The sequence below is a fragment of the Methanosphaerula palustris E1-9c genome (assembly GCF_000021965.1).
Taxonomy (GTDB): Archaea; Halobacteriota; Methanomicrobia; order Methanomicrobiales; family Methanospirillaceae; genus Methanosphaerula; species Methanosphaerula palustris.
The window spans coordinates 843,080-866,413 of sequence record NC_011832.1 but is presented as its reverse complement, the minus strand read 5'-3'; the positions used below and the strand labels follow the sequence as shown (position 1 = coordinate 866,413).

Genomic DNA, 23,334 nt, shown 5'->3' with positions numbered 1-23,334 from the left:
CAAGTCCCTCTCCCACACCTGAAGTAGCCAGGATGATGTTACCGGTTCATTCCAGGACCTGGTTGTATACACCGATGATCCGCTCTGCAATACTCTCCCAGGCAAACTGATCAGCATAGGCGAGGATCGCCTCCCGGTCCCATTCCTTCTCCAACGCCAGCAGAATCTTCTCCGCCAGACCCTTCGGGTCGGCAGGCTCAACCAGCAGACCACAGGTCTCAGATGTGATGATCTCCGGCACCCCGCCGACCCTCGTCCCCACAAACGGTAACCCACAACCGAGAGCCTCAAACATGACAGTAGGATTGCCTTCATTGAGGCTCGGCAGGACAAAGATATCGGATGCGTTCATCCAGAGGGGAATCTCGCTGTGAGGCTTGCCCCCTGCAAACAGGAAGTGATCTTCAAGCCCAAGGGATCGAATCTGATCCTCAAGGGTCGTCTGGAGCTTTCCGAGACCGACAATTACGAAGAGAACGTCCTTTCGCTTTGAAATAATCTCTCGGGCGGCTTCGATCAAATAGGTATGACCCTTTATCGGGTCAAAATACCCCACGGTCAGGACAATCTTCCTGTCGTGGGGGAGATTGAGGAGAGTTCTGCACGAAACGGCATCGCGTGGATAGAAGATATCACTTCGAAAGCCGTTCGGTATGACAGAAACCGGTGTGGAGACGTTCAATCTATTGATACACGCGAGGTTGCTCTGACTGACCGTGATGATATGATCGGCAGTGTTCAGCACGTACTCGATCTTCTCACGCCATTCGTCATCCATGAACGGGAGTGAGTAAATATCGTAGCCATGTGCGGTGACCACGAAGGGACCGCCAAACTCCTCCTTGAGTCGAGCGCCGGCATAGCCTGCAGACCAGACGAAATGACAGTGGATGAGATCGTAGATTATCTCCTTCTTCTGTATCAGTGACGTAACCCGATTATACTGTTTCTGACCCAGGTTTTTGTATCCCCTGTCCGTCGGAAGGTACCAGATGGGAGTGGAATAGACGTGTGTATTCTCCGGGGTATTGGTCCGATCGATTTTATCAACCGAGGAAAAAATCTCATTCCTTAAGATAGGAAGGTGTTTCCCGATCTCCGCAAATGGATTTGTCCTCACGGATACGTATATCGATGCAACATGCGGAGCGATCAGATCGAAGGGATCCTTCTGGAAATAGTTATAGGAATGGCAGATCACGAACAAATTTTTATCTTTTATCCCGTCAGTCAAGAGGGGATCATCCAGACGACCCCCTGGGTGCTCCACCTTCGAGCGCCCCCAGGACAGTTCCCCTTCATCATCAACCCTGTTCACCATTGTTCACGATCACCACCGAAAAGCCCCGATCAGAGACTGCTCTTCGCCGGGATGACCCCAACCGGCATCCCGGGCTGTGCTTCGACGCTTCCGTTTGAGATGATATCACCGGTTTTTTGAGCAGGTTCAGAGAAGAACTCTCGCAGCCAGATCTCAAGATTGATCCATTTCCAGATGGTATCACCGATGTTGATCGTACCCTGAAGATGCCGGGTATAGTGGTTCTCAACCTCCTCCCAGTTCCAGTACGGCCGGCTCTTGAAACTATCCGAGTAGATAATTCCTTTACAAAAATCAATGATCTCCTCCTTTCTGAAAAATTCATCGGTCGGAGCGGCAAACCCAACCTTATCAGTTCGATCCCTGATCATCGCGGGGAGGCAGTCTTTGACTGCATCTACAAAGATCACCTTGGTTCGTCCATGTGCAATCTTTTTATCCGAAGGGAGGGACATGGCAGCCTCAACCAGGTTGACATCAAGAAATGGCGGTCGGCTCTCTATACTCCATCGCATCGAATTTTTGTCCTCCCATCGTAAGAGATGGGGAATCGCCGTCGAGTAGAGGGTGAGAGAAAGACCCTCAGGAAGTGTCATCCTTCGCCATCGGGGGTCCATCTCTCCATCACATTTCTCCATCAAATACTCATGATTGATCCAGGATGGCGTAATTATCTTCCAGAATCGATATTTGAGAAATTCGGGGAGCAGCAGGAATCCGAACATCTTGAGGGAATAGAGATCCTTAAAATTTTTTCGGTATTTTCGCATCTCTCGTCCAAGGGTTAAAAAATTTCCTCCACGTAATAATTCATAGAAATAGTAAGCAAAATAATAACTGTAGCCTGCAAAAATTTCATCTCCACCCTGACCATCGAGCAATACTTTTGCTTTGTGCTGATGAGCGAGTTTCATAACAGAGTACTGTGCATAGGGACTCAAGCCGGTCACCGGCTCTTCCTGGGAAAGAACAAAGTCCCGAAACTCCTTTAAAAAATTATCTTCGGATATCTGTGTAAAGTATTGTTGAACGTTGTTATTCTTTCCCACCTCGAGGATATACTTGCTCTCATCAAGTGAAAAGCCAGGAACGACAAGGGAGAAGGTATTGAATCGATCAGATAGCAACGTGTTGAGTATACTGACAATCGCAGAGGAATCGATGCCCCCACTCAAGCAGCTTCCTATCGGTACATCAGCGATCGTTCGCAATCGTATGCTCTCGACGAAGGACTCACGAATTGTCTGAATATCTGCTTCTTTCCTCTTAGCAGGAGAGTACCACTTATGTAAACGATATTGTTTCTTTGAGAGATCGTAGATTAATAATGAATCCTGAGGAACTTTGTTTACACCGGTGAAGAAGGTATAATCGGTATGGTCTTCCAAATTGTGCGCAAGATACTCCATTATTGCACGTTCATGAGGAGAGACCTGAATGGTATGACAGAGGAGTGCCGATATCATGGATGAGAAGATGATCTTCCCATCGTCAGCATAGTAATAAAGTGGTTTGATACCAAATTGATCGCGACCAAGAACAATCGTATTGTTTTTCAGATCGAAGAGGGAAAAGGCCCACATGCCATTGAACTTTTTTACACAATCGAGTCCGTACTCCTCATAGGCATGGATTATCACTTCAGTATCGGTATTACTCTTAAAAAGATGGCCTTTTTCGATGAGGTCAGCACGTAACGATTGAAAATTATAGATCTCACCGTTGTAGACCAGCCATACAGACTGATCTTCATTGGACATGGGTTGATGACCATGTTCGGAGAGATCGATGATCGAAAGTCGTGCATGTCCCAATGAGACCGAGTGGTCACAGTACACCCCCTGGTCGTCCGGTCCTCTATATTTCGTTATCTGATTCATTTCAGTTATTAAACTGAAATCCTCCCATGAAAACCCATTAATACCGCACATGATATCTCCATACGTTTCCTGCCAGGATGTTGTTCATTAGAAGCATTACAATTAATATAGTCTCTGGTTTTCCCCATCCGTGAGAGAGCGATATCTTCATTTCATCAGACAGATCCTTCCCCATCACAACCACCGGCGAGGCTCTGAAACGTTCCTTCCACCCAACCTCCAGAGAAGACCAAAGAATGAGGGTGCTCAGTACACGACGCTGCACATATTTGATGCTCCCTCATCCAATCTCCTCAACCCTGTGACAATCACTGCCTCTGACAAAATTCAATGGATAGTTCTTACCAGAATTGATCCATTCAGCCGGAGGAAGGGTATATTTTTTATTCAATTCCATCAGGACATCATTATCTTTGAGCTTCTGAAAGATTGTATCCAATTCATCTTCAGGCATCTGAAATCCTGTTTTTCTGAGAAATAAACCTGGATGCGCCCAGGCATTTACATAGGGATTGCTCAGGACTGCGTAAAGTGCATCGAGGTAGAGGTCGAAATCTTTTGGAAATGAATGAAAAGCAAATATCGGATAATCGACCTGGATCAGGAGATCATGGTCGACATCAAGTGTCCCACCGGGGAGAACCTTCGCTTCACATCCAGAGAGGATGATCAGATCGTACTCATCCCGTGCCCGATCAACAGCATCGAGAAATGCATGAAAATCATAGTTCAGGTCTCTGCGTACATGTTCGGTGAACGCAACAAGAGGGATTCCCAGTTCCCCTGCTCTCCTGCAATACTCGTCGACAGAGTTATGGCCATCGGTATAACTCGTATGAATGTGCCATTCCCCAGACAACAGATAGGGGGAATATTTTCTCCAGGCCTTCATAAGAATGCCATAGCATCTCCGTTCTGAATCCCCGCACCTCCCCAGTATCGGATGATCTTTGTCCCCCACTGGATCTGAAAATCAGGAACATCTTCATCCAACGCATGTTTTACAGCAGCATAGATGATATTGGCACCTGCAAATGTTGAAAGAACCATCGTGCCCTGGACACGGGGATTGGATTCCAACAATTTGGGGATGTTATGCTCATCCATCTTGAACTGGAAACCAAACGCAAACTCCAATCCAGCGGCTTCACTGAGTCGCTGCGAGTAGTCGATCAGTTCTTCATGATACTCAAGTGTACTCTGGAACGTGATGCCCGACTGAATGATATCTCGCCTCCGTGGAGCGATCGTATACTTCCGAGCTTTCAAGATATCGACGGTGTACTCTGCATTGGGTAAATATTCCATAACCAATAATGGTGGGAAACTTGACCCTAATATGTCATAGAGATTATTCATCTTCAAAAAAAGAGACGTCGGTTTATCTGAATAGAACAACTTTTTGAGATCAAGGGATTCATCGATGATGCGTACCCCTCTCGAACCATTGGAGAGCGGCGGTTTAACAACGACCAGTTTTTCAGGCCAGCCCAACGCTTCGGCAGATCTTTTCAGGCTATCAAAAGTATCCACAAGAGAACATTTCGGAGCGGGGATACCGATCCGCTCGGCCAGTTTCATGAGTTTAAATTTGTCGTTGGCGATAGAGATTGCAGAAGCATCTGAAACGGCAATAGACGTCCCGATACTGGAAAATGAAGATCTATTCTCGGCCAGAACAGACAATTCAAGAGTGTTTTGAGGTAATACTACATCGACTTCCTCATCTTCACAGATTGAGAGCAACTGGTCCAGATAATCCGCTTGTGAAGGTCTTGAAATGCGATAATATCTGTCGCACAGATATGTTCCAATAACCTCCGGTTTGATATCCGTTCCGATCGTCCGAATGGTTCTCTGGTCAAAATTTTCTCTTAGAGAATAGAGCGTACCTTTTATTCCAGGAGCCCCGGCACCGGTAACAAGAACTGTTAAAGCATCCATCGTACAACCTCAAAAGCCTCAGCGTATTCTGCATTACATTGAATTCCTCGTGTCTTTGCCAGGCCGAAGATGAATTCCTTTGAAAAATACTGCCTCCCCTTAAGAAGTTGGGATTGGTAGTTCCTCAGAATCTCGCACTTTCTCTCGATCTGATCGGTACTCAACCTGCAAAAAAACTGTGTATTAAAGGTGACATGATTCCAGGGCAGTTCGTAACAGATGATGCTCGACGTGGTCTTGAAGGCTCTGACCATCTCATGTGCAACGACCTGATGATCCTGATGGAGATCGTTCAATGATGGGCCGATGACGATATCTGGATTAAACTGATTCCGGATCCTGACCAGATCATCAAGTATCTCCTGACGATATTGATGGAGGTTCCGTACCTTGAAATCAAAAACTTTGCAGTTCTCCTCTCTGAGTGCGAGGTCCCGGGTCACGGTACGATATTCTCTTTTCAGGGTATCCTTAGGAAGTCCATCGGGTAAGGAGTCCTCAGCAGTCGAAAAAACAACCCAATAGATCTCATTTTCACCATTTAAGAGTTTGACAATCGTACCACCGCAACCAAGCTCAGCGTCATCAGTATGAGGAGACAGAACTAAGATCTTCATAATAGCCTTCTCGATGCATCATCATTCGGAAAATCGGTCTTTCCTTTCATGATCCCTGCACTTTCGGGATAATGATCGACAAACCAGACCATGAAGGCTGTCACATCGATCTTCTCATCAACCAGACGGTTCCGTTTCTTCTGCCCCAGATCCTTGAGATCTGGGTCTTGAAGGAGTTCAATCGCTTTTTCAATCGTATCCTCATCGCTCTCCGATGTCCAGAGCAATCCATACCTGTTTAAATCGGAGAATATTCCACAATACTTTCCGGTTGTAGAGATGTGAATGGCATGGGTTCCCAACGTTGCAGCCTCCGACGCCGTCGTCCCACCCTCTCCCACGTACAACGTAGCATAGTACAGCAGGTCATGCAACTTCTCCGGCAGGACCGAGATCTGGTAAGGCTTCAGTTCATCAGGCAACACACCCTCTGAAGTGATGAGCACCCGGCCATACTTCTCCAGTGCCTTCACCAGTCCAACCCGGTCTCGAACACCGTGCTGGCCGACGTCGTGACTCGCTTTCCAGGAGACGAAGCGGACGATGATGAACGGATCGTCCTCAGTGAGGCCGAGTTCTGTGAGGACAGACGGGTCGGGTATGAAGTAATGTGGATGAAGATAGGCCAGTTCATGATATCCATTATATCGGATCTGCTTTCTACCAAGGTTTTTTTTATAGGAGGCTGGAGTACAGATAACATCTGCAAACGGAAACGTAATTGCATTTATCAATGTGGCATGCTCGGTATCGGTAAAGACAATGGATTTTGCATGCGTAATCTTTGAGATATGAGCTCCGAATGCATCTGCAATCCCAATCATAATATCAATATCATATTTTTTTTGCATATTGTAGGTTTTGTAATCCCCTTTGATAATCTCAAGGATTTGACCAAAAAAATTTGAACTGATGTCTCCATAGAGCTCATAGCCGATATGATAATTCTTCAGAAGGTCCAATGAGACGTCTTTGTTAACAGCATATACCACCAAGTTATGTCCCTTCTTCTGCATTTCCCAGAGGAAATATTTGAAAAAATGGACATGCGCTGGATGGCCGATATTTATCAAAATATTCATTCATCACACCTTCACTATCATGCATTTGTATCTTCAGATCAAATGTCAATTCCTTAAACGATCAGGTACGTTTTTTTAAGGTTTACTCATAAGTCCAAAGAATATCATATCATGGTTATGGTAACATATCGGTTCGAATATTTATAATTAATTTAAAAATATACCCTCAAGAACGAGGTTTTTTGATTATACCATTTTGGAACACCGAGGGTTGCTACTGAGTTGAAATTTCAGCGTTATTTTCCAATGAAATCCCTGGACCGGGAATACCGATCTGGATCCCACGATTAAAATCATCCAATATATTTCCAACAATTTTACAGGAGTCGGGGGAGTACTCCGCGATTATTATTCCAGACCCGCTCTTCGTACCTTTCGCAATATTTCCCTGAATCAGGATATTGGTTCGGTCGACATCTATGGCCTCATAGAGGATATTGATCATCGTATTGTCCACAATCCGATCCACTTTAGGCCCCAGATTATCCGGATCAACGTTCATATTGGTTAAAACGATTCCACTCTTACAGTTGATCATCACATTATCGGTGATCTCCGCTGAACCATTCCCGAGGTCGACTCCCTGGGCACAGTTGTTCATGACATTGCCCTTGACGATATAGGGTCCAGCGGTTGGTTTATGTGCATCGACCGCCTGTTCGGTTGTATTTTCAAAATAATTGTTTTCGACCGTGACACTCTGCACATACTCTGCCTCAGGCAGGTTTGTGTTACTGGTTCCGGTTGTGATGCTATGCCTTCCTTTGGTGACAAAGAAGTTGTCATGGATGTATATCCGATCGCTGTGGTCGGTGATACTGACCCCATATCCCAGTCCGGACTGAAAGACGTTATCGAAGATTGACTCCTCAATCGTGACATCAGTGCAGGTGTTCACGCGAATTGCTGCATACCCGATATTATGGAACTTTACATAGGATACATGGAAGGTCTGGAGATAATAGGCATCAATCATCGCCGGATCGGTTTCAATCCCGGGGCCTTCAAAGACGATCCCGGTGATGGTCACGCCCTTCAACCTCGACGCGGACGAGCCTTTGGCATTCAGGGTGAAGACATACTGTGTCGCTCTTTGACAGTCGAATACGGTTCCCGACTCCCCGAACAGAGTTACTGGTTTATTGATGCGGATCGGTCCATCGATCCGGTACTGACCGGGAGGGAAGTAGATCGTCGAACCAGATGGGAGTTTCGTAAGGAGCGATTGAAGGGCGGCAGTATCGTCGGTGACACCATCCCCCTTCAGCCCGGATGACCTGACATTGGTGGCAATCTTAACGAGATCCGGTCGAGAGGGAACGGCCCATGCCTGATAGGCCTGTTGCATCTGGGCAAGGCGGGTATTCCCCATGGTATATGCAGTATTCGCTTTTGTCACCGCCTCAACAGTGGTAAATAGAGAACCCATCGTGATCGGATTATCGACATTTTCGATATGTTCTGACAGAAATTGAGGCACATCAATAATAACTGATACAGTAGAGAACCCAACAGCAATCAGAATGAACATAACGGCAACAAGTATAATGGATCTACTATGCCCATCCATCAGAACCACCTAACAGCAGTCATTGAGGCCGTCCCAAACTCATAGTATTCCGCAGCCCTCATATCATTGAGTACTACTGCACTCCACCGATATGAGAAGCGTAGGATGAGTAGTGAGATGAACTCAAAATATGTATATATATCTATTTCACAGAGGAAGGCGGTGCCAGAAACAGTGATAAGGAGCAAAACGAAGTGAGCCGATAATCAAAAATAAGGTATACCAATTGGAAATGACAGATTGGTGAAGGAGGGTCATGATGCCCAGTTATCACCTCATTCAATTTTTCCTCTTATCAGAGGTCCAACAATCTTTGTAACCGACAGGGGAATTTTACTCCAGTATCTCGATAGATGTGAATATTTATTTTGATTTGAGATATATCCCTTTTTTTTCAGGTAGTAATAATGTAATGGAACTTCCCGAGCACCCCATCTCATTTTATAATTATAATTTCCAGAATTAACCGGGCTTCTCCCAAAATCCAACCAGTTGTAGCCATTTTCATGCCCAAAGTTTATCGAGTTCCAGTCCAAGAGATTGGTTGGAGAAAATTTCCGGCACTCAGGTAATGACGAACCCCACCCAGAGATTAAGATATCCTTATACCCCAATAGAATCTGAGAACAAATGACATCGTTATGAAATAACACGTTCGCTACATACATTGTATCTTTAAACGTACTGGAGATTGCCCTGAAGAATCGTTTATCATGCACAGGGGTGCCCAATCTTCTCATGTTCACAGAGTACACTTCGTAAAATTCATCGATCGAATCATTATCTCCATTACATATTTCATATTTAAGCCCCAGGCTTTCTCCTTTTCTAACCCTATTCCTTTTATTCTTACCAATATCCGCCCAGGCCTGATCTACACTTTTTGACAGGTCCAGAAAAAAAGTTGAATAATTGGTATACATCGACAGGGGGGAGTTGATGTCATCAAAAGGAGAGATTTGACAATGATCGGATCGGATCTCAAGGTTATCAATCTTCAATTTTTCAACTAATAAGAGCGTTTCAAGGAGCAATTTTTCTCGTACCGTATCATCAGTACAACAGATTCCACCATAAGGTACATAAGGGACGGATATTAATTTTTTCTTAAAGAGAAGACCGGTTACAAGGAATAAGGGCAGACTTCCACAGATTGTGCCAGACTCATCCTCTGCTACCAGATAATAGGGTTTAGGACCATAAACCTTCCGAATAATTTCTTTCCATCCGAATTGCTGAAATACATTGCTATCATCATTTTTTTGAAGAAAATCATCCCATTTTTGACAATGGTTATCTGAAACATACGATAGATTATAATCCATATCCGTCCTCCACATAATCTCTTAAACAAGTATATTGTACGCTACTATTGCCATCCAGTATTTGTTTCACTCGATCTTCAACAACGCTCCCTTTAATAATCCAGTAAAATCGCCTTTTATTGCCAACTTTTGGAAATGTTTCATGGGAAAGATCGATGGGATGAAAATAAAATACAGTATGACCACGGCTTAAACTCTGATGAATCCCTTTTTGAATAATGTGTGCACCCAAAAATCTCAACATAGGTCCACCGGATGTGGGAATTTTCATTCCAATATCTAAATGTGCCCATGGAAATTCAATAAAAGATCTATCAGAATTTATGGTCGATTCCAAACCATGAATTTTCGGATGGTATGGATCTGTGGATACACCGTTCAACATAGAATCAGTCTTATTGTAAAATGAATTGACGCATACTGATGAATCATAAAGAAAACCTATTTTCTCCAAGGAATCGAGCATCCATCCACCGATGAGTGCATTCGGAGCCCGGTAACCAACCACCCTCTCGCCAGATACTTTCTCCAGAATTCGCTTTGCTTTTCTGGTTCTCTCCTCAAAATCGTCCCTTCCAAAACGAGGTTTTTTTGTTACAGAATCTATCTTGCATTCGTGATGTAATCCATGACAGGCAATTTCATGTCCCTGATCGACAATTGATTCAACCAATCCAGGATAATGTTCAACAACATCAGCCACGACAAAAAAGGTTGCCGTGATATGATAGCGGTCAAGGAGGGTCAAGACCCGCATGGTTGGTTCTGTCAAGTAATCATAGCGCCCATGCCAGTGCTTAAAAAAACCATCTACATCTGGATAGGTAGAAAATGAGGAGCCACAGACTGAAGGAATATGATACCAATCCTCAATATCAACAGTTACCGAAAGACTTGCATTCCTTTTATTCATGATGAACCAGTCCTCAAGAGGCCGATCGTTCAGGGAGATTAGAGATCCATACTCTCTTCCAGGCAGATTTCTCGTCCGAGAAGATCCCTGTGCACCGACCTCATTTTCATTTGAGATCATATCCTCGGATGAAGATATGTTGGAGTGGAGGGAAATATACGTATTAATATTTAAAAATTCCCAATTTTACAGGAATTGTCCTTTAATAAAAAGTGACATCCCCAGAACTGGCGCACACCAGAGGGATATCGATCGTCTCCAGGTGAACCTGTCGGGTTTCAAAGAATTGTTATTGACCCGCTACCATGGGGGAATCCCATATTGACCGATGCCACTGATCGAGCAGAAAGACGGTTTGTTTTTGAGAGGAAGTCGTGTCCAAACAACCATCAACTACTCATGACGTTGTCTTTAAAATCACGTGTGAATTATTTTTCTCTTCAGGTACGACAGGGTTTTTGCATGGTTACGTATCATTCCCATTATTGGGGGGGGAAGATACGAAATAGCCCGAAGTTTGTACTTTTTCCAGGTATAGCGAGGGGATGTCACCGATAATAACTCCGCCCTTGCTCTTTTCCCATAACCGGAGTTGATATTGTATGAAATGGTTGCAAGTCGACAGAGATCGCTGTACTCCATGAGGTCTCCTGCATCGTCACGATTCATCATTTTTTCAGGGGGAATGGTGGAAATATACTGAAGAAATGGATTCTTCAGATATTCTGTAATTCCAGAAGAGTTGTTTGCTGAGTACTGGTGGTAAATAGAACAAACATCGGGGCTATAGGCGACAGGATAGTGAAGTGCAATCTTCCCCCACAGCGTACCATCTTCATTCCATCGTACACCAGAGGGGAAGCCCCCCACATCCATAAGAACATCCTTTGGAGCAGCAAACGAAGATGAATTGAAGATCATGGATCCAAACTGTACGAGTGCACCAAAATATGATGAAAGCAGCCTATCTCCCAGGCTTTTCCTATAGATCCTCGGCACCATAGAACCAGGAAAATCGACCTCATATGCTGTCCCAAAGAGGCCGGCATCAGGATACAATGCCTGTAACCGCACAATTGTCTCGATAAAGGCAGGCAGCCACTCATCATCCGCATCCAGGAATGCGATCAACGCCGCCCTCGACTCCTCAATTCCCCTATTCCTCGCAGCAGAAACCCCACAGTTCTCCTGTTGAACCAGCTGGATCCGCGGATCCCTCATCCCTCTGACGACCTTCACCCCGCCGTCGGTGGAGCCATCGTCGACGACGAGCACTTCAAAGTCCTGAACGGTCTGGGCAAGGACCGAGTTCAGTGCACGGGCGATATAAGGCTCTTTGTTATAGAGGGGGATGACAACCGAGACAGTGGGTATATCTGGCATATCACTCCTCTCCGATCAGTCGTTTCAGCCCTATTCCAGCATCTCGTGCCAGCTTCTGAACACCAGGAATACGCTCTCGCAATTCCATCCGGATCGAAGCCTCTTCATCCAGCATCGACACGATCCGATCGGTAGTTCTCTCCACATCGAGATCATGGGGATCCACACAGTAGTCATTATGACCAAAGAGATCCCTGTTGATCCCCTGAGCCTTGATGCTGTACGCAAAGCTCAGGGCCGGCACACCCGACGAGAGGGCGGCGATCGTTGAATGCGTCCGTGACCCGGCAAAGAGTGTCATCTGACTGATGACCCACTTCGTCTCAGCGGCAGTGTATCGGGGAGGGACCAGGGTAATATTCTTTTTTTCCCCCGGAATCTCGGATAGTGCGCTTTGCATAAAAGAATAATCATTTGAATCAAGATTTACCACATGAGGGATCAGATAGACTGGTCTCTCCGTTCTTCCTGCCACTTCCGCAATGATCGCTCCCGCCATCACTCTCCACCGTTCCAGATCGCCACCAGTGACGAACTTCGCCATCAATGGACTGAGGTTGAGACCGATCGCACCCTCCTCGATGGGCATCTCCTCCTCCGGCCGCACCGGATCCATGAGAAATGCCGGGTCTGCAACAGGATACACATTCTCCTTAACTCCGATGCTCTTCAGGTATTCGATGGTGGCCGACTCACGAGCAAAGATGCCAGGGATCCTCCTGAGATGGTCGCCCATATATCGTTCATAGTCAGGCATTGCACCAAACGGGCCGACTGAAGCCCCCCAGATCGCCAGAACCCGTTCATGCGCAAGCACAAGATCGTCGAGGGCGACGAAGCGGGCCGGCATTCCATAGTCAAGAGAATAGTTATCCCCTCCAACAGAGAGGACGGCAGTCGCTTCACCTAGATGCGGGAGCATGTCGGCATAGGAGAAGGCATCACGGTCAAGAGAGTAGTGTAAGACCCTGCGCCAGGTCTCTGGTTTCCAGAAATTCTGGATCACCCATCTTTTATTGAGCAGACTGGAGGCGAGGTGGACGATCGCCCCGTCGGTCTCCAAAAGAGACTGTTCTTGATATTGCTCTTCAGACTGGAAGTGACTGAAGCAGATGAAACGGGGATCCTTGAACTGCTCCCGAAGGATCTTCGTCGTTCCCCGGACGATCGCTTCGCACCCACGGTTTGCATAGGGGCCATTCCCTGCAAGAAGAAATAATGGTCTTTCTTCATCCATCAGAAATCACCTCCCGTGTCCCTCGAATGAAAAGAACAATGCAGATCCTGGATGGAATCACGGAATCTCCCATGACAAGACGTTGGTTCTCCATTCTTTTCATGAACCGGTGATTTCTGGTCATTATTGTATTCAGTTCCAATATACCCCCCGGTATACCCCAGTTTCCAGATATTGTTATGGGATTCTGCAGAATACCAGATTCGGTAATAATAACAACCCCCCGTGTTGGTTATGCAAAAACTGCACCGATAGAGGGTGCCGTTGTCCCAACCATACTCCGAGGGGCGTAGGATAGGTTGAACAATCGGAGTTCGAAAAAGCGTTGGACTCCCCATAGAGCATTCGGCATAGAGAAGGACTCCTTTACCTTCTGATGAAACCGGTGTTGCATAACTTAAAAATTCTATCCGATCTTCACAATAATTGGGTTTACAGGAGATATGCCAGCTTGAGTAACCCAGAGCCTGAAAGGGATCATTCCCTTCATCATTCAGACAGATGATGGGGGATTCCCAATGAATCCCGTCCTCGCTGAACCGATAGAAGAGATTGTATGGCGGAGTTTTTGTTCCTCCCCCACCCCACATATGCCATCGACGGGATGATTCCCTCCAGATACAGAGCGAACGGTGGGTATTATCCGATTGAGTCCATGGAGATTGGGATATCACCGTAATTGGTTCACTGACACCGTGATCATTCGATATTCTGACGAGTTTCACGTTCAGGTGATCGGTGGATGCAAATCTGAAATAGACACGAATCTCATCCTGGTCGGGATCATACACCATATCCGGATCGTTATTGAACCCCTGATCCCATCCTCCGGGTGCATAATCAATCGGGTTGTTGATACGGGGTGGTACAAACCAGTTTATTCCATCGTTACTGGTATAGATGGATGGATTCTCGGAGGCATCATTACCATAGGGATACGGTGTGATCACCATCCAGAAGCGGAAACCTCCCCACTGAGGGAGACCGTGCTCTGCAAGAAAATCTATGACCGAGGGATGAACCATCTGATTTGATCCATCATATGTCGGGATATTCAAAGATTCGCGGGCGTTTTGAAGTATCGTCGCATGGGAGGGGGATTGTATATAAGAATCATTAATGGAATTTTTCTTTAAAATTCCCGGGATTTTCGTACGATAAATATGTCTCGTTCCTCTCATCGGCAATGTTATTATCCTGATCATTCGGCTTCTGAATGCTAACAGTTTCATACTCAACCACATCTTCTCTCTGAGGTGTTCTGCACTCGGGTTTTTTATCCACAGGCTCTGAACTGACGCACGCACATGGTCTTTCATAACGACCTCTCGCTGAATGAAACGAGGCGGTCTTTCGGGGCCAACCCGCTTTCCCGGGACCTTCTCCCCTCTCTTCAAACCAAGATGCAATCGATATGTCAGAGAGCGCCGCTTGAATTCTATAACCCCAGCCTGACTGCGGATGACATCCTGAATATGAGCAGGATCTGCTTGTAGTTCTCCATCCATTATACCCCTTGAGATGAGATCCTGGAGCAGGGGCGACCGTATAATCACCAGATTTGTCCCTCGATAATCCCTCGAATACTCCGGCAACCAGGCATCCATACAGGTCACATCGGCACACTCGGCGAAGATATCGTCACAGTAACAGCAGGCCTTCGGAGTGAACCAGAGATTTGTCCATGCCTCGGCAATCCCATCGTTCCAGAATATCTTTCGTTCATTCCTGTCAGCGGTGGTGAAACGATAGTGATAATTACTCGCCGGCTGGTCCGGGCTCTTCCCCCGGTAGCACACCCCCGTCACCTTCCCCGTCACCCCAGCAAGGGAGGCGATGTAATCAGTGAAGTGCCTGCTCTTCAGTTGCCCGCAGGTGAGGCCGACACAGACGACGACTCGCTCCCGTAACGTTGCGTTTCTCTGCTGTGCGAGCCTGATCGCCTTGATGAAGCAGGGCAGGCCGGTGACGGCATACCGTCCCGGTGTTTCGAGGATATGTCTGACGACTGCAGACAGTTCAACCGGGTAATATGCCGAGCCGGCGCCTGAGCGCACGTCCTCCCGAGTCTCGAAGACCTGAAAAGCGAAGAGTCTCTCCGGGTCACCGGTGGGAACGACACAGACGATATGGTCGACGACACCCGCAGCGAGCAGAGAGTCCAGGATCCAGGTTGCCACCCCACCCGAGGAACTTGCCGGCCGATACCGCTCCGAGTAACCCCTGTACACGGCAAGGTAGTAGCCGGTCTCCGGACGGTGGTCGATCCCCGGCACACCCCCATAGAGTCCTTTCCCAATCGAATCCTCGTCTTCACCCGTATCGGCAAAGGGGCAGATCCTCAGGCAGAGGCCGCACGCGATCGTGCACGGCTTCGTCTCTTTCGGGTTGTACTCGCCGTTTAGGTTCCATTGCATTGTCAGCGATCCGGTCGGACAGAGGGCTGCACAGAGACCACAGCCGATGCAGAGACCGTTCTCAACCACTGTGGCAATAACCGAGGATTTCATTGAAGAAACCTCCGAAGGTTCTCGGGGAGATAAGATCCAAACAACCCGCGTTCAAATGATGACAGTCCGAACCTCCATACGAGGAGAAGGTATCCCAGAGCGAGGGACCCGCCAGCGATGGTGAGGGGGATCAGAGCAGTGAGGGAGAAGAGCGTGCCCAGGACAGTAGCCAGAACTCCGAGGAGGATGGCGGCGCCGATCCCGGGGAGCATCGATCGGGTGAAGGTGTGAACACCAACACCGAGGATTCGGGTCGAGTACAGGGGGGTGAAGAGGGTGTTCTTCAGGGTGAGCACGATCGCACCCGCAACAGCAACACCATAGTACCCCCAACCAGTGAACAGGGCGAGGGAGATCGCCAGGGTGAAGTTTCCGATTCCTCCAAAGAGGGTTACGATCCCCGGCACCCGCACCCGATTATAGGCAACCTCTATCGAGAAGAGAGGGAGTACTGCAAGATTTACAGCGAGATGCATCGTCAGGAGGATCATGAGAGGAGCGAGGAAAACCAGGTCGGGACCAACCCAAACCGTGAGGAGTTGCGGAGCAAAACCGCATACCAGTCCTATCGGGAGTGCCATGGCGAGCCCCATCAGTTTGACGGCACTCTTCGAGACCCGGATCAGGGTCTCGATCTCCCCCTTCGCATAATAGGTGAGGAACATCGGGGTCAGCACCCCGGCGAGCACACCTGAGATCGCCCGCAGGAGCACCACCCACTGAAGGGCGATCGCGTACTCCCCTGCAGATGTCGCCCCAAAGAAAAGGTTCACGACGATGAGGTCGATCTGGAGAAAGAGAAGGGAACCAATCTGGTCGACCACCGACCACCACCCCATCCCGCAGAGATCCCGAACCCTTCTGCGATCAAAGGAGCGGATCGAGACATAAAGATTTGGAGAGACTCGTCGGGCAAGGACGATCGAAACACCAGATGCTATGATGGCTCCGGCCAGATAGGCCCCGCCGATGAAGGCGAGATTCGGACCGAGGAGGACGAAGAAGAGGACGATAAACCCGGTCTGGACAAGGACATTAGTGAGGTTGACAAGGTTCTGAAGGTCGAGGCGGTTGTAAGCGAAGAGTTGAACCGTGAAGTTCCCGCTCCAGGACCTTATTATGAAAGCGGCCGATACTCCAAGGAAGAGGAGGACTGCGTCGTTCTCCTGTCCGGCCGGGATGCTGAAGATCGTCGGGACAAACCATGCTACCACGAGGACGACCGGAACCATCAGGAGAATGATCGCAGAGAGGCCGAAGAGGGCGGTATTGAATGTTCGATTCGCTGCCGCAAAGTCATCCCGTTGAAGGTCGACGGTGAGAAACCGGGTGACGGCGGAGTTGAGCGACTGGACCACGATCGCCACGTACCCGGTGATCGAGGTCGCCAGCGGGATGAGCCCATAGGCCGCAACACCGAGGGTACTGATGAAATATGGTACAAGGAGGACCCCGATGACAACGTTGACTAGGAAGTAGGCGATGTTTGCCGCGAGGTTCAGGGGGAGTTGGGCGGCAAAACGGCTGTTGGTAGTATCTTTTTTGGGGGGCGAGTTTAGGGCCATGGAATCAGATCGCTGGTCGGGTTTCCCTCTATATACAATCCGGAGTTCTCTCCTGAATCAGATGACAGAATCTCTGAAATAATTGGATGGTAATAGCACACCACATATTAAGTTCTTCTGCTGTAGTGCTGCAGATTCCCATCCCGATAGAGGAAGGTCACGCTTTCGCAAGCACCATCATGCAACCGCCTCTACCATCTTTTATTTGGCATAACCGAATGGTAAAAACGCCGCGACGTCCATTTTCTTGAACGAAAAACCTTCATAATTTAAGAAACACAGCAGTGTTTTGGATAATAATAAATACAATTGCGCATAGTGAGGTGGTGAAGGTAATTGTTATGAATGGATATATCAAATCTTTGATAATTGTGGTTGCGGTGTTCGTCCTGCTAGTTACGAGTTCTTCTGCTATTCCAGTAACTATTGAAAGCAATCAGTCAGCGTCCGATCAACAAGCAACTGTCAGCGAACCGACGATATCGGGAACAACAAGTGCACCTGTTGTTACAAATCCGGTTGAGGCAACAGCGTATGCGAATACCGCGTATACTCAGGGGAATGCCCGCCTTGCCCAGATGCAGCAGGCCTATCGGGCATGGGCCGTTCCGTCCCGACCTGATCTCGTTAAGATTGCCACGAATGTCAGGTCATCAGGGCTGAAGGGGGATGGTGTCACCGACGATACTGCCGCCCTTCAATCACTCCTTACGAAACTCCCATCCGGTTCGACGATCTACTTCCCTCCCGGTCAGTACCGGATCGATGGGCCCATCAGTATCAACAGATCGGTAACCCTGTTCGGGGAGTCGGGTACCGTATTCGACTGTCAAAGAGCGACACAGTATGTCTTCACCCTGAATGCTGGTGGCTCATCCACGTCGAGGTTGAAGGGCGTGACCATCACCGGGATCGTCTTTGAAGGTCCCGGGATTGAGACAGACCCGGCGATGATTGACGCATATAATCTTCAGAACTTCCATGTATCCTATGTAAAGTTCCATAATATCGGGTATGCAGCAATTCGCGTGAACACCTGCACTGATGTCACGATTGAGGAGTCAATCTTCGATAATGTCTTCCAGTCCGAACTGGGATATGGGGTCAGTATCACCGACCACAGCGATCGGATATACGTCCATGACAACTTCTTTGTCACCAGGGGAAGGCAGGGAGTTGCAACGGGTACATGTACCTCAAATCTGCCTGAGGCAGAATATGTGCAGAGTGTCACGGTCGAGAACAATTATTTCGAAAACACGACAGAACAGGCGGTCAGTGCCCAGAAGGTGACGACAGGACCCTATATCATCAGGGGAAATGTCATGAACAACTGTGCCCGGGGAGTCGACCTTGGGAATGGTTCAGCAGAGATCACCGATAATGTGATGATCAACTGTAAGAGTGGAATCGTTTTAACCAATATGAACGTCGATCCGGATAATCTGGGGCCGAAAGTGGATAGGATTGTGAACAATACGATGATCAATATCCTCTATGAGGCCATGGTTGTGGACCGGACCAATATCCTGATTCAGGGGAATGTTGCGAAAGGCATGAACAGTGGATCGGGAATCTACCTCGACCCCTATGTCCCCAAGATCTGTGATATTATCGGGAATGTCATGGAAAATTATATCCAGGGATTCCAGGCGAGTAAACCGAGTCCATCAATTTCACTGGTGAATAATTATCTTAAGAACAATAATGGTAGTTATCAGAATGTCTCGTTTCAATACTCTGCCACCACATAACAAACCCTGAATTGGAAGATATCATCATATTTTTTGAGACTAACAGAGACCACCCATGAGTTCATCTCAAAATATGGATGAACCGGAGAATCAGGTATCTCCTCAACCGATAATTACCACTCACCTCTCCAGATTCATCCATTTCATTCTCAAACAAAACCCTCTCTTCTATCACGGATCTCTGAACATCCTGTCAAGGATGCAAAAAAAGGGTGACCCGATCACGTGAGGATCATCTCAGGGTCGAGTCATGACTCGATGAGTCCATCGGATTATGTATACCACCGGTTCTCCTCCATCTCCTGTTGCATATCGAAAAACATCGCAAAGAAGAGCGCCTGTAACCCTATTCCAAAGATGATGAGAGACAACACCAGAGGAATAAAGATCGGTTGATGCTGGATAAATTTATAATAAAACGAATACAGGCCTCCAATTACACTGATGGTTAAAAATAAAGTTCCTGCCCCATAGAAGAAGACCAGCGGGTGGAAACTCAGCACAAGGTACTTCATCTTTAACCGCCAGAGAAAGTCACAGAGCAGCAGTCTTGAAACCTTCAGAATATATGTGCTGTAGTTGATCCCCGATTTCTCCAGACCGTACCGTGCCGGATGCGGGACATTGATGACCCGGAAACCATTGACATTGAGTTTGACAAGCAGGTCGTTACAGTATCCATAACGAGGGTAGACATCATCGAGGTTGATCTGTTCGAGCGAGCGTCTGGAGATCGCGGTGTACCCGTTCTGGGGATCCATCATCTGCCAGTAGCCGGAAGCGATCTTGGTGAGCATGGTGAGGGTGCTGTTGCCAAAAAATCGCCAGAAACTCATCCCTTTCTGGTAGGGGGTGCTGATCAACCGGTTGCCCATGGTGTAATCACATTTGTTATCGACAATGGGATCAAGGAGATCTGGCAGAAATGATGGATCCATCTGGTCATCTCCTGCCATCACTGCGACAATGTCCATCCCGTCCTCCAATGCTTTTTTATATCCTGTGACGATCGCAGCACCAACCCCTTTATTCACATCATGCCGTAGTGGAATGAGGGATTTATCGTGTAAAGCGAATGAATCAAGGATCTTCTGGGTCTGATCGGTTGAACAATCGTTCACGGCATATACCCGGGCAACAAAATCAGGAATTTTTCCAAGTGTTTCGCCAATCAGTAACTCCTCGTTGTACGCAGGAACAACGACTGCAATCCGTTTTCCTCGATATGTGGGTTCCTCATACTTGGGGAGTGCGTTGGGCACAAAAGTCCCTGTATATGCAGCAGTCCCCGCAACTTCAGCACGAATCGGTATTCTTTCCATATCCATACGACACCACCACCCGCAACCGCCAAGGTCTCCAGAGAGATCATATGATCCTTTTTTTCTCGGAATAGTGGGGACCTCAATACGGCTCAAAGAATGGAGGGAAATATACGTATTAATATTTAAACACTTTCAAGAAAAGATCGATCAGGGTACGGCCCAAAAAAATAGACGACCTGACGGTCAATCGTCGTACCAGATTATAAACTCTTCACGAGATCCCAAACCCAATTCACGTCTTCACCTCCACAATGAGCGTATACTCGTTCCCAGATCGTGAACTCAGGGATTGGTTTGATTGGACGGTAAATAAAATTGAATTGGTAATGGTTAGTTATAAATAGATTGGCTCCATTACCAGCCACAGACGTGAGGCGTTTCCATGAGAGAAAAAACTATTTTCCGGTGGTTGATCGGTATTGATAACAATAGATATGCAGTGACATTCTGTGAAATATTCAAAGGGGTGACTTGAATGAATGTTGGTGTCATTGGCGTTGGAGTGATGGGAAGAAATCACGCCCGCCTGTACTCAGAACTCAAACAGGTCGATTCACTCTGGGTGACCGACCTGAACACCAAAGCCGCAGAAGAGGTTGCACACTCAAATGGGGGAAGGATCTGCCCAACGGTCGAAAAACTCCTGGATCAGGTCGACGCCGTCAGTATCTGTGTCCCGACCCAGTATCATCATGACGTAGCAACTGCTGTCTTTGCGGCAGGGGTCCATGCTTTAATTGAGAAACCGATCTGCAGTTCTGCTACTCTTGCAAAGAAACTGCTTCCCCTGATCCCCAGGGACCTGACGGTGGGGGTCGGTCATATCGAACGCTTTAACCCGATTGTTGATGAACTCCGCCGGATTGTCAAGAAACCCCTGTACATTGAAACGAACCGGCATAACCCTGCATCGGCACGGATATCGGGAACCTCGGTCGTCGAGGATCTGATGATCCATGATATTGATGTCGTCTTCAACCTCTTCAACAACGGGAATTACCGGTTACAGAGCTCCGGGACGGTGGATGCCTGTGGCGCACTCTGCAAGATGAACGGGACGACCATCTACATGTCTGCAAGCAGGAAGGCATCCAAGAAGATCCGTTCGATCTATATCGAAGAGGAGGACTGCACGATCGAGGGTGATTACATGAGCCAGGAGATCGCAGTGTACCGAAAACCAGGACAGTACAATATCGACAATGATCGCTATATGCAGGAGAACATCATTGAGAAGGTGCTGGTCCCCAAACAGGAGCCATTACGACGAGAACTGATCACCTTTCTCACCTGCGCATCTGCGAAGAAACCGTTCGTGGTCACCCCTGAACAGGCCTTGCTCGATCTGCAGGTGGCAGAGAAGATATCACAGAATTTAACGGGATAGGAGGTTCTTATGATGAATGCACTCCTATCCTCTTCTCTCGCCCAACGGGGACCCATCCACACTGTCGGAGTTGTTGGGATGGGATATGTCGGTATTCCAGCTGCAGTCCTCTTCGCCGCCTCGGAAGCGTTCACGCAGGTCTATGGATTCCAGCGGGCGTCTCCATCTTCCGGGTACAAGATCGAGATGCTGAACCGTGGAGAGAGTCCACTAAAAGGCGAAGAACCGGCCCTGCCCGAGTTACTCCACGAGGTCGTGACAAAAAAGAAGTTTATCTGCACCCCGGATTTTTCGAAGATTGCGGACTGTGACGCGGTGACGCTTTCGATCCAGACCCCATTCGCCGATCCAAAGGATCTGATCCCTGACTTCTCTGCCCTCTTCGAGGGATTGCGGCAGGTCGGTCGATACATCTCACCAGGTGCACTCGTCGTCCTGGAGTCGACAATCACCCCGGGAACCACCACGGGCATCGCCCGACAGATCCTGGAGGAAGAGTCCGGGATGAGAGCCGGCCAGGATTTTGCTCTTGCCCATGCCCCTGAGCGTGTGATGGTCGGCAGGCTGATCCGCAATATCCAGGAGCATGATCGAATCGTCGGTGGGATCGACGAGGCCAGTACGACACGCGCTGTGGAACTCTACTCCCCGGTGCTAACCAGCGGACGGACAATTCCGATGACAGCATCGGCTGCAGAAGTGACCAAGACTGCAGAGAATACCTTCCGGGATCTCCAGATCGCAGCAGTGAACGAACTCGCACTCTACTGCGAGGCGATGGGGATCAATGTCTATGATGTTCGGGAGGGGATCGCCTCCTTAAAAGGAGATGGGATTACTCGGGCCATCCTCTGGCCGGGAGCCGGCGTGGGAGGCCACTGCCTCACCAAGGATACCTATCACCTTGAACGAGGGGCCAGAGTCATGGGTAAAGAACTCGATTATCCCAAAGGCAAAGATTCGCTCTTTGTACTGGCCCGGAATATCAATGACTTTATGCCCCAGCACATGTTCACGCTCACCCGACAGGGATTGGAACGGATCGGAAAGACTGTGAAGGGATCCCGGATTGCACTCCTCGGCTGGGCGTTCATCTCCAATTCAGATGATGCACGGAACACACCTGCAGAGCCCTTCTGGAAGAGTGCGATGGAAGCCGGGGCGATGGTCCCGGTTCACGACCCCTGGGTGGTGTCCTTCCCGGGGGGACCGGTGGAGCGGGATCTCACAACCGTGGTGAGCGGGGCGGATGCCGTGGTGATCTTCGCCGGCCACGATCGCTACAGCACACTCCAGCCGGATGAGATCAAAGCCCTGTGTGGGCAGGACCATCCGGTGATTGTGGATGGCAGGAATGTTATTGACCCGGATCCCTTCATAACCCGGGGATTCGTATACAAGGGTATCGGGCGTGGGGATAAGAACAACCATCCCCTGTATGGTACAGAAGAGAAACTACGTGATCCTGATACCAAGTACCGGTTCTTTTAAAAAACAGGAAATGTGTCAAGACACAGACCC

General features: G+C 48.2%; 18 protein-coding genes. 3 read left to right on the top strand and 15 right to left on the bottom strand.

The window, feature by feature from the left end; genetic code table 11:
• Positions 1-46: 46 nt before the first annotated feature.
• From MPAL_RS04260 to MPAL_RS04205, 14 genes are all read right to left on the bottom strand, one after another.
• A complete protein-coding gene (locus MPAL_RS04260) occupies positions 47-1,321 on the bottom strand; it encodes a glycosyltransferase (RefSeq protein ID WP_083766989.1) in 1,275 nt (424 codons plus the stop codon).
• A 29-nt stretch (positions 1,322-1,350) separates the two neighbouring features.
• Complete coding sequence (gene asnB / locus MPAL_RS04255) at positions 1,351-3,201, bottom strand: asparagine synthase (glutamine-hydrolyzing) (RefSeq protein WP_236610428.1); 1,851 nt, start codon at positions 3,199-3,201, stop codon at positions 1,351-1,353.
• A 37-nt stretch (positions 3,202-3,238) separates the two neighbouring features.
• Complete coding sequence (locus MPAL_RS16150; protein WP_158303624.1) at positions 3,239-3,376, bottom strand: hypothetical protein; 138 nt, start codon at positions 3,374-3,376, stop codon at positions 3,239-3,241.
• 105 nt (positions 3,377-3,481) lie between these two features.
• Positions 3,482-4,093 (bottom strand): PHP domain-containing protein, encoded by a 612-nt coding sequence (locus MPAL_RS04250; RefSeq protein ID WP_012617518.1) that lies wholly within the window; start codon positions 4,091-4,093, stop codon positions 3,482-3,484.
• Positions 4,090-5,145: an ATP-grasp domain-containing protein gene (locus MPAL_RS04245; protein WP_012617517.1), complete on the bottom strand. Its 1,056-nt coding sequence runs from the start codon at positions 5,143-5,145 to the stop codon at positions 4,090-4,092. The genes MPAL_RS04250 and MPAL_RS04245 overlap by 4 nt, the downstream gene beginning before the upstream one ends.
• Positions 5,133-5,762 carry a PIG-L deacetylase family protein gene (locus MPAL_RS04240; RefSeq protein WP_012617516.1) on the bottom strand — a complete coding sequence of 210 codons (630 nt, stop codon included), beginning with the start codon at positions 5,760-5,762 and terminating at the stop codon, positions 5,133-5,135. Before MPAL_RS04240 ends, MPAL_RS04245 begins: the two co-directional genes overlap by 13 nt.
• Positions 5,759-6,844: a DUF354 domain-containing protein gene (locus MPAL_RS04235; protein ID WP_012617515.1), complete on the bottom strand. Its 1,086-nt coding sequence runs from the start codon at positions 6,842-6,844 to the stop codon at positions 5,759-5,761. The genes MPAL_RS04240 and MPAL_RS04235 overlap by 4 nt, the downstream gene beginning before the upstream one ends.
• 214 nt (positions 6,845-7,058) lie before the next feature.
• Complete coding sequence (locus MPAL_RS04230; protein WP_236610427.1) at positions 7,059-8,273, bottom strand: glycosyl hydrolase family 28-related protein; 1,215 nt, start codon at positions 8,271-8,273, stop codon at positions 7,059-7,061.
• Between the two features lie 416 nt (positions 8,274-8,689).
• The gene (locus MPAL_RS04225) at positions 8,690-9,739 is read right to left on the bottom strand and encodes a GNAT family N-acetyltransferase (RefSeq protein ID WP_012617513.1); all 1,050 of its coding nucleotides are present in this window, start codon (positions 9,737-9,739) and stop codon (positions 8,690-8,692) included.
• A complete protein-coding gene (locus tag MPAL_RS15000) occupies positions 9,729-10,772 on the bottom strand; it encodes a polysaccharide deacetylase family protein (protein WP_236610426.1) in 1,044 nt (347 codons plus the stop codon). Before MPAL_RS15000 ends, MPAL_RS04225 begins: the two co-directional genes overlap by 11 nt.
• A gap of 297 nt (positions 10,773-11,069) precedes the next feature.
• Positions 11,070-12,035 carry a glycosyltransferase family 2 protein gene (locus MPAL_RS04220; RefSeq protein ID WP_012617511.1) on the bottom strand — a complete coding sequence of 322 codons (966 nt, stop codon included), beginning with the start codon at positions 12,033-12,035 and terminating at the stop codon, positions 11,070-11,072.
• Between the two features lies 1 nt (position 12,036).
• On the bottom strand, positions 12,037-13,272 hold the full coding sequence (locus MPAL_RS04215; RefSeq protein WP_012617510.1) for a polysaccharide pyruvyl transferase family protein: 1,236 nt from the start codon (positions 13,270-13,272) through the stop codon (positions 12,037-12,039).
• Positions 13,272-15,782 (bottom strand): Coenzyme F420 hydrogenase/dehydrogenase, beta subunit C-terminal domain, encoded by a 2,511-nt coding sequence (locus MPAL_RS16630; protein ID WP_012617509.1) that lies wholly within the window; start codon positions 15,780-15,782, stop codon positions 13,272-13,274. Before MPAL_RS16630 ends, MPAL_RS04215 begins: the two co-directional genes overlap by 1 nt.
• Positions 15,779-17,347, bottom strand: a complete 1,569-nt coding sequence (locus tag MPAL_RS04205; RefSeq protein WP_012617508.1) for an oligosaccharide flippase family protein — start codon at positions 17,345-17,347, stop codon at positions 15,779-15,781. Before MPAL_RS04205 ends, MPAL_RS16630 begins: the two co-directional genes overlap by 4 nt.
• Positions 17,348-17,718: 371 nt before the next feature.
• On the opposite strand from MPAL_RS04205, the gene MPAL_RS04200 reads away from it, so the two are divergent.
• On the top strand, positions 17,719-19,101 hold the full coding sequence (locus tag MPAL_RS04200) for a glycosyl hydrolase family 28-related protein (RefSeq protein WP_236610425.1): 1,383 nt from the start codon (positions 17,719-17,721) through the stop codon (positions 19,099-19,101).
• A 272-nt stretch (positions 19,102-19,373) separates the two neighbouring features.
• Here MPAL_RS04200 and MPAL_RS04195 read toward each other — a convergent pair whose 3' ends face one another.
• Complete coding sequence (locus MPAL_RS04195) at positions 19,374-20,429, bottom strand: glycosyltransferase family 2 protein (RefSeq protein ID WP_012617506.1); 1,056 nt, start codon at positions 20,427-20,429, stop codon at positions 19,374-19,376.
• 472 nt (positions 20,430-20,901) lie between these two features.
• On the opposite strand from MPAL_RS04195, the gene MPAL_RS04190 reads away from it, so the two are divergent.
• Both MPAL_RS04190 and MPAL_RS04185 read left to right on the top strand, forming a co-directional pair.
• Positions 20,902-21,813, top strand: a complete 912-nt coding sequence (locus MPAL_RS04190) for a Gfo/Idh/MocA family protein (protein WP_012617505.1) — start codon at positions 20,902-20,904, stop codon at positions 21,811-21,813.
• 12 nt (positions 21,814-21,825) lie between these two features.
• Positions 21,826-23,304 carry a nucleotide sugar dehydrogenase gene (locus MPAL_RS04185; protein ID WP_148208271.1) on the top strand — a complete coding sequence of 493 codons (1,479 nt, stop codon included), beginning with the start codon at positions 21,826-21,828 and terminating at the stop codon, positions 23,302-23,304.
• Positions 23,305-23,334: the final 30 nt, after the last annotated feature.

Bases quoted from the DNA above. Each gene is read 5' to 3' on its own strand.
- MPAL_RS04260 (WP_083766989.1), bottom strand. From the start codon at position 1,321: ATGGTGAACAGGGTTGATGATGAAGGGGAACTGTCCTGGGGGCGCTCG.
- asnB (WP_236610428.1), bottom strand. From the start codon at position 3,201: ATGAATCAGATAACGAAATATAGAGGACCGGACGACCAGGGGGTGTAC.
- MPAL_RS16150 (WP_158303624.1), bottom strand. From the start codon at position 3,376: ATGGGGAAGGATCTGTCTGATGAAATGAAGATATCGCTCTCTCACGGA.
- MPAL_RS04250 (WP_012617518.1), bottom strand. From the start codon at position 4,093: ATGAAGGCCTGGAGAAAATATTCCCCCTATCTGTTGTCTGGGGAATGG.
- MPAL_RS04245 (WP_012617517.1), bottom strand. From the start codon at position 5,145: ATGGATGCTTTAACAGTTCTTGTTACCGGTGCCGGGGCTCCTGGAATA.
- MPAL_RS04240 (WP_012617516.1), bottom strand. From the start codon at position 5,762: ATGAAGATCTTAGTTCTGTCTCCTCATACTGATGACGCTGAGCTTGGT.
- MPAL_RS04235 (WP_012617515.1), bottom strand. From the start codon at position 6,844: ATGAATATTTTGATAAATATCGGCCATCCAGCGCATGTCCATTTTTTC.
- MPAL_RS04230 (WP_236610427.1), bottom strand. From the start codon at position 8,273: ATGGGTTCTCTATTTACCACTGTTGAGGCGGTGACAAAAGCGAATACT.
- MPAL_RS04225 (WP_012617513.1), bottom strand. From the start codon at position 9,739: ATGGATTATAATCTATCGTATGTTTCAGATAACCATTGTCAAAAATGG.
- MPAL_RS15000 (WP_236610426.1), bottom strand. From the start codon at position 10,772: ATGATCTCAAATGAAAATGAGGTCGGTGCACAGGGATCTTCTCGGACG.
- MPAL_RS04220 (WP_012617511.1), bottom strand. From the start codon at position 12,035: ATGCCAGATATACCCACTGTCTCGGTTGTCATCCCCCTCTATAACAAA.
- MPAL_RS04215 (WP_012617510.1), bottom strand. From the start codon at position 13,272: ATGGATGAAGAAAGACCATTATTTCTTCTTGCAGGGAATGGCCCCTAT.
- MPAL_RS16630 (WP_012617509.1), bottom strand. From the start codon at position 15,782: ATGAAATCCTCGGTTATTGCCACAGTGGTTGAGAACGGTCTCTGCATC.
- MPAL_RS04205 (WP_012617508.1), bottom strand. From the start codon at position 17,347: ATGGCCCTAAACTCGCCCCCCAAAAAAGATACTACCAACAGCCGTTTT.
- MPAL_RS04195 (WP_012617506.1), bottom strand. From the start codon at position 20,429: ATGGATATGGAAAGAATACCGATTCGTGCTGAAGTTGCGGGGACTGCT.
- MPAL_RS04190 (WP_012617505.1), top strand. From the start codon at position 20,902: ATGAATGTTGGTGTCATTGGCGTTGGAGTGATGGGAAGAAATCACGCC.
- MPAL_RS04185 (WP_148208271.1), top strand. From the start codon at position 21,826: ATGAATGCACTCCTATCCTCTTCTCTCGCCCAACGGGGACCCATCCAC.